Source organism: Achromobacter colocynthidis (genome assembly GCF_057334535.1).
Genome location: NZ_JBHFIZ010000021.1, coordinates 1 through 17,328 on the forward strand (window position 1 = coordinate 1; position 17,328 = coordinate 17,328).

The window sequence follows — 17,328 nt, forward strand, 5'->3', positions numbered from 1 at the left end:
GGGCTTGAAGCGACCGAGGGCGAGATTGGCATGCAACTGATGTGCATCGGCCATGGCATGGCCACGGCGACCATCATCCAGAGACTGTGAAGCGTTATGAACAAGACCGTGGCCGCCGCGCCGCGCGATGAAGGCACGGAGTCCGAGCGCCGCCGCGAGCTGGTGCTGACGGCCGGCAGGTTGTTCTGCAAGCATGGCTACGAGCGCACCACCGTGCGCGAACTGGCCCGCGCCGTGGGCTTGCAGTCCGGCAGCCTGTTTCACCATTTCCGCAGCAAAGAAGAAATTTTGGTGGCGGTCATGAACAACGGCATCCAGGAAGTGATCGACGGCGGCGAGCGGGCGCTGGCGCATTACGACGCGCCGGCCGACCGCCTAGCGGCGCTGTTTCGCGTACACATGTGGAGCATGCTGCAAGGGGCGGGGGGCGACGCCATGAACGCGCTGGTGTACGAATGGCGCAGCCTGTCCGCGCCCAGTCAGTCGGCGGTCAAGGCGTTAAGCGATCGCTACGAGGCGATGTGGCAGTCCGTGGTGGCCGGCGCGGTGGATGCGGGCATGATCAAGGGCGATGCCCGCGTCATCAAGCGTTGCGTGCTGGGGGCGATGAACCTGACGGTGCAGTGGTACAAGCCGGGCGGGCGCCTGGCGCCCGCCGAGTTCATTGATGCGATGTTGCTGGCGTCGTTGCCGGCCTTGCCCGCGGGCGCGGGGGCTTGGCCCTTGCCGGCTCAGGCTACCGACGCTTGATATAGGCGCCCACGGCGCAGGCCACGGCCAGCGCCAGCAGGCATCCCGCCACGGGCAGCAGGAAGTCGGCTTCGCCGTGATAGCCGCCACCGGTGACGCCGCCCGCCACGCCGCCCATCCACAGCAGCGCGGACAGCAGCGATGCCACCGCGGAGATCGCGGCGGCGATGCACAAGGCAATGAACACCGGCCGGCGCGGCCGCGCGGAGACGTAGGGCGAAGCCGGCAAGACGCGGCGGGGTTGCTTGATCCAGTAGATCAGCCCCGCCGCAATCAGCAGCAGCATCAGGATCTTGAAGATCATGACGCTGCCCCGGCCAAGCAGCCTTTAGTCTTCACGACGCAGGTGCGGGAACAGGATGACGTCGCGGATGCTGGGGCTGTCGGTCAGCAGCATGACCAGGCGGTCGATGCCGATGCCGCAGCCGCCCGTCGGAGGCATGCCGTATTCCAGGGCGCGGATGTAGTCCGCGTCGTAGAACATGGCTTCTTCGTCACCGGCGTCCTTGGCTTCCACTTGCGAGCGGAAGCGTTCGGCCTGGTCTTCGGGGTCGTTCAATTCCGAGAAGCCGTTGGCGATTTCGCGGCCCGTCATGAACAGCTCGAAGCGCTCGGTGATGCCTTCGCGCGTGTCGGAAGCGCGCGCCAGCGGCGACACTTCAACCGGGTAGTCGATGATGTACGTGGGGTTCCAGAGCTTGGCTTCGGCCGTCTCTTCGAACAGCGCCAGTTGCAGCGCGCCCAGGCCGGCGCGCGACAGCACGGGGCCGTCGGCATCCGCGCCCAGCTTCTTCAATTCGGCGCGTACAAAGGCGGGGTCGTCCAGTTGTTCCTGGGTGTAGCCCGGCGCGTACTTCAGGATGGCTTCGCAGATGGTCAGGCGGTCGAACGGCTTGGACAAGTCCAGCTCGCGTTCCTGATACGTCAGCACGGCGCTGCCGGTGGCCGAGATGGCCGCCTGGCGGATCAGTTCTTCCGTGAAGTCCATCAGCCAGCGGTATTCCGCAAAGGCCGCGTAGAACTCCATCATCGTGAATTCAGGGTTGTGACGCGGGCTGACGCCTTCGTTGCGGAAGTTGCGGTTGACTTCGAACACGCGCTCGAAGCCGCCGACGATCAGGCGCTTCAGGTAGAGCTCGGGCGCGATGCGCAGGTACATTTCCATGTCCAGCGCATTGTGGTGCGTGACGAACGGCTTGGCCGCCGCGCCACCCGGAATCGGGTGCAGCATGGGCGTTTCGACTTCCAGGAAGCCGGCGTTCAGCATGAACTGGCGGATGCTGCCCACGGCCTTGCTGCGCGCTTCGAACGTGCGGCGCGTGGCGTCCGTCATGATCAGGTCAACGTAGCGCTGGCGGTAGCGCAGTTCCTGGTCGGCCACGCCGTGGAACTTGTCCGGCAGCGGGCGCAGCGACTTCGACAGCAGGCGGGCGGTGGCGGCGTGCACCGACAGTTCGCCCTTGTTGGTCTTGAAGACCGACCCTTCGATCGCGATGATGTCGCCGATGTCCCATTGCTTGAACGCGGCGTAGTTGTCTTCGCCCAGCGTGCCACGGTCCAGGTAGATCTGGATGCGGCCGGTGCTGTCTTGCAGCGTGGCGAAGCTGGCCTTGCCCATGACGCGCTTGAGCATCATGCGGCCGGCGACCTTGACGGTGACGGCGGCGGCGGCCAGGGCTTCCTGTTCTTCGCCGTCGTACTTGTCGTGCAGCGCGGCGGCGCGGGCGTCCGGAACGAAATCGTTGGGGTACGCGACCCCGGTTTCGCGCAGTTTGGCCAGCTTGGCGCGCCGTTCGGCGATCAAGCGGTTTTCATCCTGGGCGGGTGCCGGAGTGGTCGAGTGGTCGGTCATGGTAAGGGGATCAGTCGTAATTGCGGATGTCGTCGATTTCGGTCGTGCCGAAATCTTCGCGATCCAGGTAGGCAAGGATGCGGGCGGCCACGTTGGCGGGCGAAGCGAGCTTGCCGGTGGCGTGGAAGTCCTGGAACTTGGCCAGCGCCGGGAAGCTGTCGGGGTCGCTGGAACGGATGGCGACCTGCATGTCGGTGTCGACGATGCCGGGGGCCAGCGCGACGATGCGCGCGCCGTCATCGCCTTGTTCCTGCTTGACCACGCGCGAATACATGTCCAGCGCGGCCTTGGTGGCGCAGTAGACGCCCCAGCCGGCGTTCGGGTTGCGGCCCGCGCCGGACGAGATGTTCAGCACGCGGCGGTCTGCCTTCAGGTCTTCGACGGCGGCCAAAAAGCGCGCGGTCAGCAGCATGACGGCGGTGACGTTCAGATTGAACGCGGCGGTGATGGCCGCGCTGTCGATCAGGGCGTCGGTGCCGGCCACGGGGTGGACCGTGCCCGCATTGTTGATCAGCAGATAGCGCTTGGCATCGCGCGGCAGGGCCGAGCAGATGCGTTCGGCCGCGGTTTCCGCCGCCTTCAGGTCCGAGAGGTCCACGGACAGTTGTTCCAGTTGCACATCCTGCGACCGGGCGTAGGCGGCCAGTTCAGGGTCTTCGCGGCGCGCCAGCGTGATCAGGCGGGTGCCCGGTGTGAGCAGGCCGCGCGCCATGGCGGCGCCGATGCCGCGCGAAGCGCCGGTAAGGATTGCGATGGTGTCAGACATTCGTGGACCTCTGGGTGCGGTTAGCGGAAGTATCGCGACAAACTTAAACGCCTTGCTTCAGGCTGGCCTGGATGAAGGGATCCAGGTCGCCGTCCAGCACTTTTTGCGTGTTGGAGATTTCAACGTTCGTGCGCAGGTCCTTGATGCGGCTCTGGTCCAGCACGTAGGAACGGATCTGGTGCCCCCAGCCCACGTCGGTCTTGGAGTCTTCCAGCTTCTGCTGTTCGGCCATGCGGTTGCGCATTTCCAGTTCGTAGAGCTTGGACTTCAGCATCTGCATGGCTTCGGCGCGGTTGCGGTGCTGCGAACGGTCGTTCTGGCACTGCACCACGATGCCCGTGGGGATGTGGGTCAGGCGCACGGCGGAATCGGTCTTGTTGATGTGCTGACCGCCCGCGCCGGACGCGCGATAGGTGTCCACGCGCAGGTCGGCGGGGTTCACTTCAACTTCAAACGATTCGTCTACTTCCGGGTACACGAAGACGCTGGCAAACGACGTGTGGCGACCGCCGGAGGAATCGAACGGGCTCTTGCGGACCAGGCGATGCACGCCGGTTTCGGTGCGCAGGTAGCCAAAGGCGTATTCGCCTTCCATCTTGATGGTGGCCGACTTGATGCCCGCGACGTCGCCTTCAGATTCTTCCAGCACTTCAACCTTGAAGCCCTTGCGCTCGGCGTACTTGAGGTACTGGCGCAGCAGCATAGAGGCCCAGTCCTGCGCTTCCGTGCCGCCCGCGCCCGCCTGGATGTCCAGGAAGCAGTTCAGCGGATCGGCCGGATTGGAGAACATGCGGCGGAATTCCAGGTTTTCGAGCTTTTCCTGGAACGCGTCGGCGTCTTTTTCGATGGATTCAAGGGTGGAATCGTCGTCGTCGGCCTCAGCCAGTTCGAACAATTCATTGGCGTCGGCCAGGCCCGTGCCCAGACCGGTGAGCGTTTCCACCACGTCTTCCAGGGCTTTCTTTTCACGGCCCAGGTCTTGGGCGTGCTTGGGGTCGTTCCAGACCGCCGGGTCTTCAAGCTCGGCGTTTACAACGTGCAGGCGTTCAGCTTTGGCATCGTAGTCAAAGATACCTCCGTAGAGCCTGTTCGCGCTCCGCGTAATCGGCGAGGCGGGCTGCGAGCTGGTTCTGACGTTCGGCTTCCATGATGATTCCTGATGACTTTTGTGCGAAACCTGGCATTTTACCGTGGTTGGGGCAATAGCGCGGGCGGGGGTTGTAAGACGGGGGGGGCGGATGGGGGCGAGCGGGCGCGCACCTCGTAGGATGGGTGAAGCGCGGGAATGCGCGGGCAAGAATTCAGGTGCGGGACGCGCGTAACCCATCAGCCGGCCGCCACCGTGTAGGTACCGCCCATGAGAATTTAGGTACGGCCCATGAGAATTCGGCGTTGTTTGATGGGTTGCGCGCGTTCTACACCTTCGTTCTTGCGCGGACTTTGCCGCGCTTCACCCATCCTACGGATGTGAATCCGCTTTTTACCCCGCGTGTTCGATCACCAACTGCACCGATACCATCCCGTTCCACACGTTTTGTTCCAGTCGGTACGCCGCCTGTATATGTTCCGGTAGCGACTGGTCGTGGCCGAACCAGATCGCGTCAAAACGCTGATGGCCGCGTTCCAGGGACAGCTTCAGGTGCTTTTCACCGACCAGGCGCTGGTTGCGCACGGTGAATTCGTCCAGGAACAAGGGGGCGGCAAAGCCCGCGCCCCAGACCTGTTGCTGCAACATGCCCGCGACTTCGGCGTTGGCGTAGCCCGACTCCAAAGATCCATCGGTTTCGATGACGGGTTCGAAGGTGTCGCGGCCGGTCAGCTCGCGCACGGCCGCGTCGAAAGCGGGGGCGAAGGCGGGGAAGTCGGCGCGGCCCAGCGTCAAGCCGGCGGCCATGGCGTGGCCGCCGAATTTGCGGATCAGGTTGGGATGGCGCTTGGATACGAGGTCCAGCGCATCGCGCAGGTGCACGTCGGGAATCGAACGGCCCGACCCCCGGATTTCGTCATCGCCCGCGGGGGCGAACGCCAGGGTGGGGCGCCAGAATTTTTCTTTCAGGCGCGAGGCCACCAGGCCCACCACGCCCTGGTGCCAGCCGGGGTCGAACACACAGACCGTGGCGCCCGCCGATGCGTTGGGTTCTTCCATGGCGGCCAGGGCCTGCTCGCGCATTTCGGCTTCGATGGTGCGGCGTTCGCGGTTGATGTTGTCGAGTTCGCGCGCCATTTCCAGCGCCTGGGCTTCGTCGTCGGTGGTCAGGCAGGCAATGCCCAGGCTCATGTCGGCCAGGCGACCGGCCGCGGTGATGCGGGGGCCCAGCGCAAAGCCCAGGTCGAAACCATTGGCGCTGCGCGGTTCGCGGCCGGCCACGGCAAACAGCGCGCGCAGGCCGGGTTGCAGGCGGCCGCTGCGCATGCGTTGCAGGCCTTGAGTGACCAGCAGGCGGTTGTTGGCGTCCAGTTTGACCACGTCGGCCACGGTGCCCAAGGCAACCAAGTCCGATAGCGCATCCAGGCGCGGGCCGCCATCGGCCGGGTAGACGCCACGGCGGCGCAGTTCGGCGCGCAAGGCCAGCATCATGTAGAAGATCACGCCCACGCCCGCCAGGTTCTTGGACGGGAAACCGCAGCCGGGTTGGTTCGGGTTCACGATGGCCAGCGCGTCGGGCAAGGTGTCGCCCGGCAAGTGGTGGTCGGTGATGACCACGCCGATGCCGGCATCGTTGGCGGCGGCCACGCCGTCAACGCTGGCGATGCCGTTGTCCACGGTGATGATGATGTCGGGCTTGCCGCTGCGGTGGCGCACGGCCAGCTCGACCACGGCGGGCGACAGGCCATAGCCGGTTTCAAAGCGGTTCGGCACCAGGAAGTCGACATCGGCGCCCATGGCGGATAGGGCGCGCAGGCCAACCGCGCAGGCGGTGGCGCCGTCGCAATCGTAGTCGGCCACGATCAAGAGCTTCTTGCCGGCCTGGATGGCATCGGCCAGCACGCCGGCGGCGTGCGCGGAATGGGTCAGGCCGGCGGGCGGCAGCAGCGACGGCCACGCCAGCTTGGTTTGATCAGGATGGGTGACGCCGCGCGCGGCCCACAGGCGGGCCAGCAGCGGATGGATGCCCGACGCTTCCAGGATGCGGCAGGCTTCCAGGGCGGCGGGTCGGGTCGTTAAGCGGGGTGAGACCACCAGGCGCTCCAGTTTTTCTTGGGCGCGGGCAGCAAGCCAAGCAGGCCCCCGCGCGGTTTCAGGGTCAGCGCGGCTTGGCGGTCGTCGCCCAGCAGCAGCAGTTCGGTGGGGGCGGCGGGCAGGCCATGCTTGCCGGCCAGCGGGCGCAGGTGCTGCGCATCCAGTTCGGCCAAGGCGTCCAGCCAGCCGGACCAGTCGCCCGTCCGTTGCGGGGCGTCCAGCCCGGTCAGCACGTACTCGGCACCGGCAGGCGTGGCCGTCCAGGGCGTGCCGCCGCCGTACAGCCATAAGGCGTTGACCGGGGGCAGGCCGCGCGCGGCGCGGTCGTCGTTGACGGGGTGTTCGTGCCACGCCATCTGAATTTCATTGAGCAGCCGGCGCCAGGGGCGGGTTTCGGCGTCTTGGCGCCACCATTCGTTCAGCCGGTGGCCGGCCACTACCTGCGGCGACGCGGTCTGCGGACGCAAGCCCTCGGGCAGCGTCAAGCGCCAGCGTTGGGGTGACAGCGCGTGGACGGTGAAACCCGTGCCGTCAAACAGCGGGCGCGCCGTGTCCAGCAGGGCGTCGGATTCCTGCGCGCGCAATTCCATTTGGCCGGGGTCCAGCAAATTGGCTTGGTCGGCCCCCAATGCCAAATGGACCAACTCGGCCAGCCACACGGCCTGGCCGGCAGGGGCTTGGTCGCACGCCAGCAAGGGCCCCAGCCCCGCGCCTTGCAGCAGGCCGGGTTCGGCCTGGTAGCCCGCGCGGTTCAGTTGCCAGGATTCGAACGCGGTACAGCCGTGGGCACGGACATCAAACGGCGTGGCGCGGGCGGAGCCGGCCAGCAGCCAGTGGTGCAGCGTGGGCGCGCGCTCGGGTAGCAGTTTGGCCAGTTCGGCGGCAACGGGAAGGGCGGGCAGGGCGCCCGGAATGACGATCAGCATGGGCGGGATTGTAGTCTGGCAAGGCGGCGGGAACTAAGGGGCGTTGGCGCCTGCCATAGCTTGACACGGCTGGTCGTGGAACCGCACATCCGCGGCGCGATTTCCAGGCCGTTAATGCAATAATGCGCACGTGCTGAAAATACCCTACGAACTCTGGATAGGCGCCCGCTATGCCGGGATGGCCCGAATCCGCCAGCGACGCGGGCGCCGCGATCGCTTCATCTCATTCATTGCCGCCAGTTCCATGGCGGGTATCGCGCTGGGCGTTGCCGCCCTGATCGTGGTGCTATCCGTGATGAACGGGTTTCAAAAAGAAGTGCGCGATCGCATGCTGTCGGTGCTGCCGCACATCGAGCTCTACATCCCCGGCGCCTTGCCCGAGCGGGTGCTTGAGCAGTGGCAGCAGTTTGCCACCGCCGCCAAGCAGAACCCCGAGGTCAAGGCCGGCGCGCCCTTCGTGGCGGCGCAGGGCATGCTGGTACGCGGTCAGGCGCTGCGGGGCGTGCAGGTACGGGGCATCGATCCCGCCACCGAAGGCAACGTGTCTGACCTGCCGCGCCAGATGGTATCGGGCAAGCTGACCGACCTGAAAGCCGGCGGCTTCGGCGTGGTGCTGGGCAACGAGCTGGCCGATGGCCTGGGCGTGAAAGTGGGCGACACGCTGCTGATGATGGCGCCGCAGGGCTCGATCAGCCCGGCCGGTTTCGCGCCGCGCATGCGCCAGTTCACCGTGGTTGGCGTGTTCTCGTCGGGCCACTATGAATACGATTCGTCGCTGGCGTTCGTGGACAACCAGGACGCCGCGCGCGTGTTCCGGGAAAGCGGCACGGCGGGCGTGCGGCTGCGCATTGCCGACATGCAGAAAGCGCCCGAGGTGGCGGTCGAACTGAAGAAGGTCTTGCCGCCCTACGTGATGGCCAGCGACTGGTCGCGCAACAACCGCACCTGGTTCGCCGCCGTGCAGACCGAAAAGCGCATGATGTTCCTGATCCTGGCGCTGATCGTCGCCGTGGCCGCGTTCAACCTGCTGTCGTCCTTGGTGATGGCCGTGAAGGACAAGCAGTCGGACATCGCCATCCTGCGCACGCTGGGCGCCGGGCCGGGCGAAGTGGCCCGCATCTTCCTGGTGCAGGGCGCCTTGATCGGCGTGATCGGCACCTTGCTGGGCGTGGTGGGCGGTATTGCCATCGCCTACAACGTAGACGTGATCGTGCCGTTCATCGAACGCATGCTGGGCGTGCATTTCCTGCCGCGCGAGGTCTATTTCATCAGCGCGTTGCCGTCCGACCCGCAAGTGGGCGACATCGTCACCATTGGCTTGACGTCCTTGGTGCTGTCGCTGCTGGCCACGCTGTATCCCAGTTGGCGCGCTTCGCGCCTGCAACCGGCACAGGTGCTGCGTCATGATTAAGATTCCCAACGCAGACGCTTTGACCCCCGCGCTGCAAGCCGAAAACATCGTCAAGTTCTACGACGATGGCGCTACCCGCATCGACGTGCTGAGCGATGTCAGCCTGACGGTGGCGCGCGGCGAAATGGTCGCCATCGTGGGCGCGTCGGGCTCGGGCAAGAGCACGTTGCTGCACATTCTTGGTCTGCTGGACGTGCCCAACAGCGGCTCGGTATCGGTGGACGGCAAATTGGCCGTGGGCCTGTCGGAAGCCAAGAAGAGCGCGGTGCGCAACAGCAGCCTGGGCTTTGTGTACCAGTTCCACCATCTGCTGCCGGAATTTTCGGCGTTGGATAACGTGGCGATGCCGCTGATCGTGCGTCGCGAAAACCGCGACAAGGCCCGCGAGGCCGCGCGCGAGGTGCTGGCGCTGGTGGGCCTGGCCGCGCGCGAAGACCATTTTCCGGGTCAGTTGTCGGGCGGCGAACGCCAGCGGGTGGCCTTGGCGCGCGCGCTGGTGACGCGCCCGGTGTGCGTGCTGGCCGATGAACCCACTGGCAACCTGGACCGCAACACGGCGCACAAGATGTTTGAGCTGCTGACCCGCGTGAACCAGGAGTCGGGCACGGCGTTTGCCATCGTCACGCATGACCCCGAACTGGCTGCTCGCGCCGACCGCCAATTGTTGATGGAAAACGGCAGGCTGGTACCGGAATAAGCCGGGCAGGGGAGCATAATTCCGCCAAGGAGGCCATGCCCATGCTGATCGACACCCACTGCCACCTGGACGCCGCGGAATTCGACGCCGACCGCCAGCAGGTGGCCGACCACGCTTGCGAAGCCGGCGTCCGGTCCATCGTCATCCCCGCCATCGAACGCGCCAATTTCTCCGTGGTGCAAAAGCTTGCCGGCCAGATCGCCGGCGGCGCCTACGCGCTGGGCATCCATCCGCTCTTCGTGCAGCGCGCGCAAGAGTCCGACTTGGACGTGCTGCGCGACACCATCAAGCATTGCCTGGGCGACCCCCGCTTTGTGGCCATCGGCGAAATCGGCCTGGACTTTTTCGTGCCCGAGATTTCCGCCGGCGAAGCGCGCGAACGGCAGGAACGGTTCTATGCCGCCCAACTGGACATGGCCGCGGAATTCAAGCTGCCCGTCTTGCTGCATGTGCGCCGGTCGCAAGACATCTTGCTGAAATACCTGCGCCGCCATGGCCCCATCGGCGGCATCGCGCACGCCTTCAACGGCAGCGCGCAGCAAGCCCAAGCGTTTATTGATCACGGATTTGCCCTGGGCATGGGGGGCGCCATGACGTATGAACGCGCCCTGCAGATTCGCCGCCACGCGGTGGACGTGGATCTGGCGCACCTGGTGCTGGAAACCGATGCGCCGGATATTCCGCCTGCCTGGCTGCACCCGCCCCAGCGCCGCAACCGGCCGGGTGAGTTGGTGCGTATCGCAGCCGTTCTGGCTGAGCTGCGCGGCATCACGCCCGCGCAGGTGGCGCATGCCACCACGGCCAACGCGATGCGGGTATTGCCACGCCTGCCGGCTGCAATTCTGACTGACGACGACTAAATCCGTCCCCGAATGTTTAACGCAGATGACAGTGGTTGTCGTCTTAATGCATCACAGATCTAAGAAATTTCTGAAAGCTTTCTAAAAACTGAATGAAAGCTGGCAAAAGGATGGATCGCTTATTGGGAATGCCTATCATTGGCGTTCTTTAAAAATCCCAATCAGCGCGATGCGCGCCGCCCGGCCCGGGTGGTTCCCTGCGATTCCTTATGTCTACTCAGAAAAGCGTTACCGGCCTCGGGGTCGTTCGCCCCACAATCCTCCCATCCTTCCGCCCGGCGCCGCTGGTTCTCGCCATCGCCATGACCGGCGCGGCCCACGCGCAGACGGCCAACCGGGGCATGGAAGACACCCTGGGCGTTGCGCAACTGGATACCGTGGTGGTCACCGCTGCCGGCTTCGAGCAGGAAATCAAGAACGCGCCCGCGTCCATTTCCGTGATCACGCGCGAACAGCTTGAAACCAAGCCGTTCCACAACCTGGCCGATGCAGTGGCCGACGTGGAAGGCGTGACGGTGGAACGAGGTGGCAAGGCGGGCGGCATGAACATCAGCATTCGTGGCCTGCCCAGTGATTACACGCTGGTGCTGGTTGACGGCAAGCGGTTGAACCAGAACAGTTCGGGTGCGCGGCCCAACGGCTTTGGCGACGTGGACACCAACTTCATCCCGCCCATGGCCGCCATCGAACGCATTGAAGTCGTGCGCGGCCCCATGTCCACGCTGTATGGCTCGGACGCCATGGGCGGCGTGATCAACATCATCACGCGCAAGACCAGCCAGGAATGGATCGGCCAGATCACGCTGGACGGCACCGCGCAAGGCGACAACACCTACGGCAACAACTACGGCGCGGCGTTTTACCTCAGCGGCCCCATCAAGACCGACAAGGTGGGCCTGACCCTGCGCGGCGGCCACTACCGCCGCCTGAGCGCCCATGGCAGCTATCCCGTCAACCAGGCGGAAGCCGACAGCGGCAACTACACCGGCAACATCGCCGCCTTCTCCGGCCTGGGCGACAGCACGCAACAGAACGTGGGCCTGCGCCTGGCGCTGACGCCCAACCGCAACCACGACGTGCTCTTCGACGTAGACAGCAACTGGCAAACCTATGACAACGGCAACGAGGAACTGGGCACGCTGAACAGCAGCATCGCGCCCAAGCGCCAGGGCGGCGGCTACGAGCCCGAATTGAAGTTCAACCGCCAGCGTTACGCGCTGACGCACCTGGGTCGCTACAGCGGTTCGGTCAGTTCCGACACCAGCATTGTTTACGACACCACCGACACCATCGGCCGCACCAACCCCATGAACTGGCCGCGCCGCCCCACAGACGGCGACAAGCGCGACCTGGAATACGACAACTGGGTGTTCGACACCAAGTGGACAACGCCGCTGTTCAACGAACGGCACAACCTGACCGTGGGCGGGCAGTGGCGCGAGCAGCATTTCAAGGACACGCTGGGGGCCGCGCCGCTGGACCAGCGCCAGTATCAATGGGCGCTGTTCGCCGAAGACGAATGGCGCATTGTCGACGACCTGGCGCTGACGGCCGGCGCCCGCTACGACCGCAACGAGCAGTTCGGCGGCAAGTGGAGCCCGCGCGGCTACCTGGTCTGGAACGCCACGCCTAAGTGGACGGTCAAGGGCGGTGTCAGCAAGGGCTACAAGACGCCCGACATCAACCTGATGACCGACGGCATCATCGGCCTGGGCGCGCAGGGCACCAAGCCCTTGCTGGGCAACTCGCAACTGAAGCCGGAAAGCAGCACCGCGTCTGAATTGGGCCTGCTGTTTGACGACGGCGAGGGCCTGTCCGGCAACCTGACGGCATTCCATACCAAGTTCAAGGACAAGATCGACAGCCAAAGTGTGCCCAATTGCCTGGCCGTGGGTGGCCCGGTGGCCGGGTGCCTGGACTTGGGCGTCTGGGGGCGCAACGGCATCCCCGTGGCCGACTTCTCGCAGCGCGTGAACGTGGATACCGCCACCATCCAGGGCTTTGAACTGGGCGGCCGCGTGCCGTTGGGCGGCGGCGTATCGTTCAACGGCAATTACACGCTGACCGCCAGCGAAGTGACCTCGGGCGATAAGGAAGGCCAACCGCTGGGCTCACAACCGCGCCACGCCCTGAACCTGGGCCTGAACTGGCGCATCAACGACCAGTTCAATGTCTGGGCGCGGGGCGAATACCGCGCCAAGCAGTTCAACAACATGAACTGGGAAAAAGAGCAGGTGTTCTACGACCCGTACTGGCTGGCCAGCACGGGTGGGTCGTATATCGTCAACAAGAACGTGACCTTGTCGGCGTCGGTGTTCAACCTGTTCGACAAGAACTTCGTGAACTACGGCCCGACGAAGGTGGGTTCCACCACGCCCGCCGCGAACGCCAACTGGACCAACTCGTACCGTCAGGTGCTGGAAGGCCGCCGCTTGTGGGTATCGGCGAACATCACGTTCTGACGCCGGTGGGCCGCCCGGTGGGCAAGGGCGGCCGTGCCTCGCGCGGCAGCTCGATGCGCACGCTCAAGCCTTGCGGCGAGACGTTGCGCGCCCGGATGCGGCCCTTGTGCGCGGCCACCGCGGCCTGGGCGATGGACAGTCCCAGGCCCGCGCCGGAACCGGGTGTGTTGGCGCCCGACGCGGCGCGGAAAAAAGGTTCGAACAGGGATTCCAGGTCTTCCTGCGCAACCCCGGGACCCCGGTCTTCAATTTCAACGCCAACAACGTCGGCGCTTTCCAGCAGCCGCACCCGGATGGCGCTGTGGGCGGGCGCGAAGCGCAGCGCGTTGCGCATGACGTTTTCGATGGCGCTGGACAGGCTGTCGCGGTCCCCGATGATGGGCACCGGCGCTTGCGGATCCCACACGATGCGTAGTTGCTGTTCGCCGGCTTCAAAGCGGGCGTCGTCCACCACCGCGCTGACGATGTCGGTCAAGTCCAGCAAGTCGCGCGGTTCGGGCAGGGCGCCCAGGCGGGCCAACCGCAAGGTGCTGCCGACCAAGGCATCCAGCCGCTCGCATTCGCGTTCGATGCGGTCCAGTTGCAGGTCCTGGCGTTCGTCCTTGCGGCGCGCCAGTTCGCTGGCAAGACGCAAGCGGGCCAGCGGCGAGCGCAGCTCGTGCGCGATGTTGTGCAGCAATTGTTCGCGCGTATCCACCACCGCCTTCAGGCGGTCCGCCATGGCGTTGAAGTCGCGTGCCAGCAGGCCAAGTTCGTCTTTGCGTCCGGCCAGCTTGGCCGGTGTATGGGCGTCCAGGTCGCCCGCCGCCAAGGCATGCGTAGTGTGGCGCAACTGGGTCAAGGGCGCGGTGACGTGGCGCGTCAGCGCCCAGCAGAAGGGCGCCGTGACCGCCAGCGCAAACAGCAGCAAGGCCAGCGCCACGGGCGACAGCCCCAGCACCTCCCAGTGCGAGGAATCAAACGGCAAAAACAGCATCAGCCGTTCGGAGCCATCAGGCAGCACCAAAAGCTGGGGTTGCCACCATGACACGCGCTGGCCCGAGGTCTCGGGCGCCAGCAGTTCCGCCTGCGTGGGCCGGTCCGACGCGGCGCGATAGGCGCTGAGCCAATCGTGCATGCGGGCGGGCAGCGTGCGGCCCAGGATTTCGGTGTCGTTCGCATCCAGGATGTAGATCTTCAGCGCCGAATAGCGCTGGTCCATCGCTTCAACCCAGCGTTGCAGGCCGCCTTCGCCATGAATGCGCGCCACCTGCTCCGCGTCGTGCGTCAGGCTGGCGGGATTAAGGCCGTCCAGGGAATTGATGCGATACCAGGCGACGGCCGCCGTGAACAGCATGCCGCACACCAGGATGATGGCCATGGCGGACCAGAACGTCAGGAACGCGCGCCAGAACAGCGACCGCGTGGGTAACAACCACCGCATCAGGCCGAACCCGCCAGCACATAGCCCAGGCCGCGCAGGTTGCGGATCGATAGCGTGCCGTTGGCCTGGTCCAGATGCAGTTTCTTGCGCAAGGCGCTGATGTGGGTGTCGATGCTGCGGTCGTAGCGGTCAGGCCGTCGGCCCAGCGCGTACAAGCCGATCTGCTCGCGTGCCACCACCTGGCCGGGGGCGCGCATCAGCAGTTCCAGGATGCGCTGCTCGGCGCCCGTCAGCGGCACGTCTTCGGTGTCCAGCCGCGCGCGGCCCGTGGCGGGGTCCAGCGACAAGGCGCCCACCGTCAGGTTGGGCCGGGTGGGTTCCGGCATTTCTTCAAAACGCCGCAGCACCGCCGTCATGCGCGCCTTGAGCTCGCGCGGGCTGAAGGGCTTGGCCAGATAGTCGTCGGCGCCGAACTCCAGCCCCAGCACGCGGTCGGTTTCACCGCCGTGCGCCGTGAACATGATGACCGGGCGCCGCGACCGTTGCCGGTATTGCTTGAGCAGGTCCAGGCCATTGCCGTCCGGCAGCATCAGGTCCAGCAGGATCAGGTCGTAGTCTTGCTGCGCCAACAGGGCAAGCCCGTGGGCGCCCGTGTGAGCCAGGCTGAGCAGGCAATGATTGGGTTCCAGGTATTCCTGCAGCATCTGCGCCAGTTCGACGTCGTCGTCGATAAGCAGGATGCGGCGCGCTACCGCTGATTGGGAATAAAGCATTCGTAGAGGGTTCCGCACCCGGTAGTGTGGCCGATGGCCGCCCGCCGGAGTGTCAAGAAGTGCGAAGAAGATAAAAGTTGCGGAAAGGTGTTTGCCGGGTTCCGAAGGCCTCAATTCTAATATGAGAATAGTTTTCATTAAGAAATAAGAGGCAGGCCCAAGGCCGCGCAAGGGGCGCGGCAAGGTCTGGTACGGGAGCAAGCGACCATCATGAGCAGCAACGATCTGGCCTTGGGCGGCCGTGGTTTGACACCGCGCACGCAGTTGGCGGCGGCACTTTGCGCAGCGGGTTTGGGCATGGGCCCGGGGGCGGCGTGGGCGCAGAACGCCAGCGACACCAAGACCCTGGAAACCGTCGTGGTGACGGCCAGCGGCTACGAACAGCAGATTCAGGATGCGCCCGCCTCCATCAGCGTGATCACCCGCGAAGACCTGGACAAGAAGTTCTACCGCGACGTGAACGACGCCTTGCTGGAAGTGCCGGGCGTCATCATCACGGGGGGCGGTGACCGCCAGGACATCAGCCTGCGTGGCATGGGCCCGCAATACACGCTGATCTTGATCGACGGCAAGCGCCAGAGCTCTCGTGAAACCCGCACCAACTCGGATTCCGCCGGCGTGGAAGGCGGCTGGACGCCGCCGCTGGCCGCCATCGAGCGCATCGAAGTGGTGCGCGGCCCGATGTCGTCGCTGTATGGCTCGGACGCCATGGGCGGGGTGATCAACATCATCACCCGCAAGGTTCCCGATGAATGGGGCGGCGAGATCCGCATGGATACGACCATTCAGGAAAGCAATAAATCGGGCGACATCTACCAGGGCAACTTCTACCTGGCGGGTCCCATCAAGAACGATTTGCTGGGCTTGCAGATCTACGGCCAGGCCTCGCAACGCGACGAAGACGACATCGTCAATGGCTTTCGCAAGCGCAATTCGGATAGCGTCACGGCCAAGCTGGCGCTGACGCCCAACCGCGATCACGACATCGTGCTGGAAGCCACCACGATGCGCCAGAAAATGCAGGAAACGTTGGGCAAGACGGTGGCCCCGCTGGCGCCGGGCGTGGCGTGCCCGCGCACGGGCTGCCCGGCGTCGGGCCAGAACGACTACCGCAGCAACAAGTGGGCGCTGTCGCACACCGGGCGTTGGGGTTGGGGCGTGTCGGACAGCTATGTGCAGCAGGAAGAATTCGACAACCGCTCGCGCCAGATGAAGGTCAAGAACCTGAATCTTCAAACAAGCTGGACCCTACCGTTGGGCTCGCACATGCTGACCCTGGGCGGCACCTACCTGAGCCAGCGCTTGAATGACCAGACGGGCAACCAACTGTCGGGTGGCCCCAACAAGATCGACCGCTATCAGTGGGCCTTGTTTGCCGAAGACGAATGGCGCCTGACCGAATCGTTTGCCGTTACCACCGGCCTGCGCATGGACGAAGACGAAAACTTCGGCACCCATTTCAGCCCGCGCCTGTATGGCGTGTGGCACATGGCCGAGCGCTGGACCTTGAAGGGCGGCGTGTCCACGGGTTTCCGCGCACCGGACCTGCGCCAGACGGTGGCGGGCTGGGGCCAGGTCAGCCGGGGCGGCAACATGTACGGCAACCCGGATCTGACGCCCGAGAAGTCGGTTACCGAGGAAATCGGCATTCTGTATGACGACGGCGAAGGCTTCAACGCCGGCCTGACTTTGTTCAACAACGACTTCAAGGACAAGATCACCCGCGTGGCTTGCCCCTTGTCGCAATGCACGGAAGGCCCCAACCAGTTCGGCTCCAATCCCACCACCTACATGAACGTGGACAAGGCCGTGTCGCGTGGCGTCGAAGCCAGCATGAAGCTGCCGTTGGCGCGCGATTTGTCTTTGACCAGCAGCTACACGTTCACCAAGTCGGAACAGAAGTCGGGCCAGTACAAGGGCGAACCGCTGAACCAACTGCCCAAGCACTTGTTCACCACCACGGTGAACTGGCAGGCGTCCGATGCGCTGGAAGCCTGGGCGCGCGTGAACTACCGCGGCAAGGAAAGCCAGCCGACCACGGGCGCGTCGTCGTCATCCGTGGTGGCGCCGTCCTACACCTTCGTGGACATGGGCGCGTCGTACGCGGTGAACAAGACCGTGTCGGTGTACGCCGGCATCTACAACCTGTTCGACAAGCAGGTCACGTATGACGACTACGAGTACGTGGAAGACGGCCGCCGTTACTGGCTGGGCGTGGGCGTGAAATTCTGATCGCAATGAACAAGGGGGGGCGCTTCTCGTCCCCCCGCACTACACAGAGGGCTCT

Annotated in this window: 14 protein-coding genes; 6 read left to right on the forward strand and 8 right to left on the reverse strand. The window is 65.1% G+C overall.

Going from position 1 to position 17,328, the window contains the following annotated elements:
* Positions 1-96 precede the first annotated feature (96 nt).
* Positions 97-750 (forward strand): TetR/AcrR family transcriptional regulator, encoded by a 654-nt coding sequence (locus ACE04A_RS06180; RefSeq protein ID WP_448716035.1) that lies wholly within the window; start codon positions 97-99, stop codon positions 748-750.
* Here the strand turns inward: ACE04A_RS06180 and ACE04A_RS06185 are convergent.
* The 6 genes from ACE04A_RS06185 to ACE04A_RS06210 all read right to left on the reverse strand — a co-directional run bounded on the left by ACE04A_RS06185 (position 737) and on the right by ACE04A_RS06210 (position 7,475).
* Complete coding sequence (locus tag ACE04A_RS06185) at positions 737-1,054, reverse strand: preprotein translocase subunit TatB (protein ID WP_448716036.1); 318 nt, start codon at positions 1,052-1,054, stop codon at positions 737-739. The two genes, ACE04A_RS06180 and ACE04A_RS06185, sit on opposite strands and share 14 nt — an antisense overlap.
* A 24-nt stretch (positions 1,055-1,078) precedes the next feature.
* Positions 1,079-2,602: a lysine--tRNA ligase gene (gene lysS, locus ACE04A_RS06190; protein WP_279993900.1), complete on the reverse strand. Its 1,524-nt coding sequence runs from the start codon at positions 2,600-2,602 to the stop codon at positions 1,079-1,081.
* Positions 2,603-2,612: 10 nt separating this feature from the next.
* A complete protein-coding gene (locus tag ACE04A_RS06195) occupies positions 2,613-3,368 on the reverse strand; it encodes an SDR family oxidoreductase (RefSeq protein ID WP_448716037.1) in 756 nt (251 codons plus the stop codon).
* A gap of 43 nt (positions 3,369-3,411) precedes the next feature.
* Positions 3,412-4,516 (reverse strand): peptide chain release factor 2 gene (gene prfB / locus ACE04A_RS06200; RefSeq protein ID WP_100856261.1). Its coding sequence is split into 2 segments (ribosomal slippage): positions 3,412-4,434 and positions 4,436-4,516, totalling 1,104 coding nucleotides; the frame shifts between segments, so codons are not numbered across the junction.
* Positions 4,517-4,848: 332 nt separating this feature from the next.
* Positions 4,849-6,549 carry a single-stranded-DNA-specific exonuclease RecJ gene (gene recJ, locus ACE04A_RS06205; RefSeq protein WP_485819954.1) on the reverse strand — a complete coding sequence of 567 codons (1,701 nt, stop codon included), beginning with the start codon at positions 6,547-6,549 and terminating at the stop codon, positions 4,849-4,851.
* Positions 6,531-7,475 carry a hypothetical protein gene (locus ACE04A_RS06210; RefSeq protein ID WP_448716038.1) on the reverse strand — a complete coding sequence of 315 codons (945 nt, stop codon included), beginning with the start codon at positions 7,473-7,475 and terminating at the stop codon, positions 6,531-6,533. Before ACE04A_RS06210 ends, recJ begins: the two co-directional genes overlap by 19 nt.
* 178 nt (positions 7,476-7,653) lie before the next feature.
* Here ACE04A_RS06210 and ACE04A_RS06215 point away from each other — a divergent pair, with 178 nt between their 5' ends.
* The 4 genes from ACE04A_RS06215 (at position 7,654) to ACE04A_RS06230 (ending at position 12,905) form a co-directional block, all read left to right on the forward strand.
* Positions 7,654-8,886 carry a lipoprotein-releasing ABC transporter permease subunit gene (locus ACE04A_RS06215; RefSeq protein WP_242001444.1) on the forward strand — a complete coding sequence of 411 codons (1,233 nt, stop codon included), beginning with the start codon at positions 7,654-7,656 and terminating at the stop codon, positions 8,884-8,886.
* The gene (locus ACE04A_RS06220; RefSeq protein WP_259246393.1) at positions 8,879-9,583 is read left to right on the forward strand and encodes an ABC transporter ATP-binding protein; all 705 of its coding nucleotides are present in this window, start codon (positions 8,879-8,881) and stop codon (positions 9,581-9,583) included. Before ACE04A_RS06215 ends, ACE04A_RS06220 begins: the two co-directional genes overlap by 8 nt.
* A gap of 41 nt (positions 9,584-9,624) precedes the next feature.
* Entirely contained in the window at positions 9,625-10,443 is an 819-nt protein-coding gene (locus ACE04A_RS06225; protein ID WP_259246394.1) for a TatD family hydrolase, read from the forward strand.
* Positions 10,444-10,652: 209 nt separating this feature from the next.
* A complete protein-coding gene (locus tag ACE04A_RS06230; protein WP_485819955.1) occupies positions 10,653-12,905 on the forward strand; it encodes a TonB-dependent receptor domain-containing protein in 2,253 nt (750 codons plus the stop codon).
* Here ACE04A_RS06230 and ACE04A_RS06235 read toward each other — a convergent pair.
* Together ACE04A_RS06235 and ACE04A_RS06240 are read right to left on the reverse strand one after the other, a co-directional pair.
* Complete coding sequence (locus ACE04A_RS06235; protein ID WP_485819956.1) at positions 12,895-14,328, reverse strand: sensor histidine kinase; 1,434 nt, start codon at positions 14,326-14,328, stop codon at positions 12,895-12,897. The two genes, ACE04A_RS06230 and ACE04A_RS06235, sit on opposite strands and share 11 nt — an antisense overlap.
* Positions 14,328-15,041, reverse strand: coding sequence for a response regulator transcription factor (locus ACE04A_RS06240; RefSeq protein WP_448716041.1), 714 nt, complete (start codon positions 15,039-15,041; stop codon positions 14,328-14,330). The genes ACE04A_RS06235 and ACE04A_RS06240 overlap by 1 nt, the downstream gene beginning before the upstream one ends.
* Before the next feature lie 210 nt (positions 15,042-15,251).
* On the opposite strand from ACE04A_RS06240, the gene ACE04A_RS06245 reads away from it, so the two are divergent.
* Entirely contained in the window at positions 15,252-17,273 is a 2,022-nt protein-coding gene (locus ACE04A_RS06245; RefSeq protein ID WP_448716042.1) for a ligand-gated channel protein, read from the forward strand.
* Positions 17,274-17,328 lie beyond the last annotated feature (55 nt).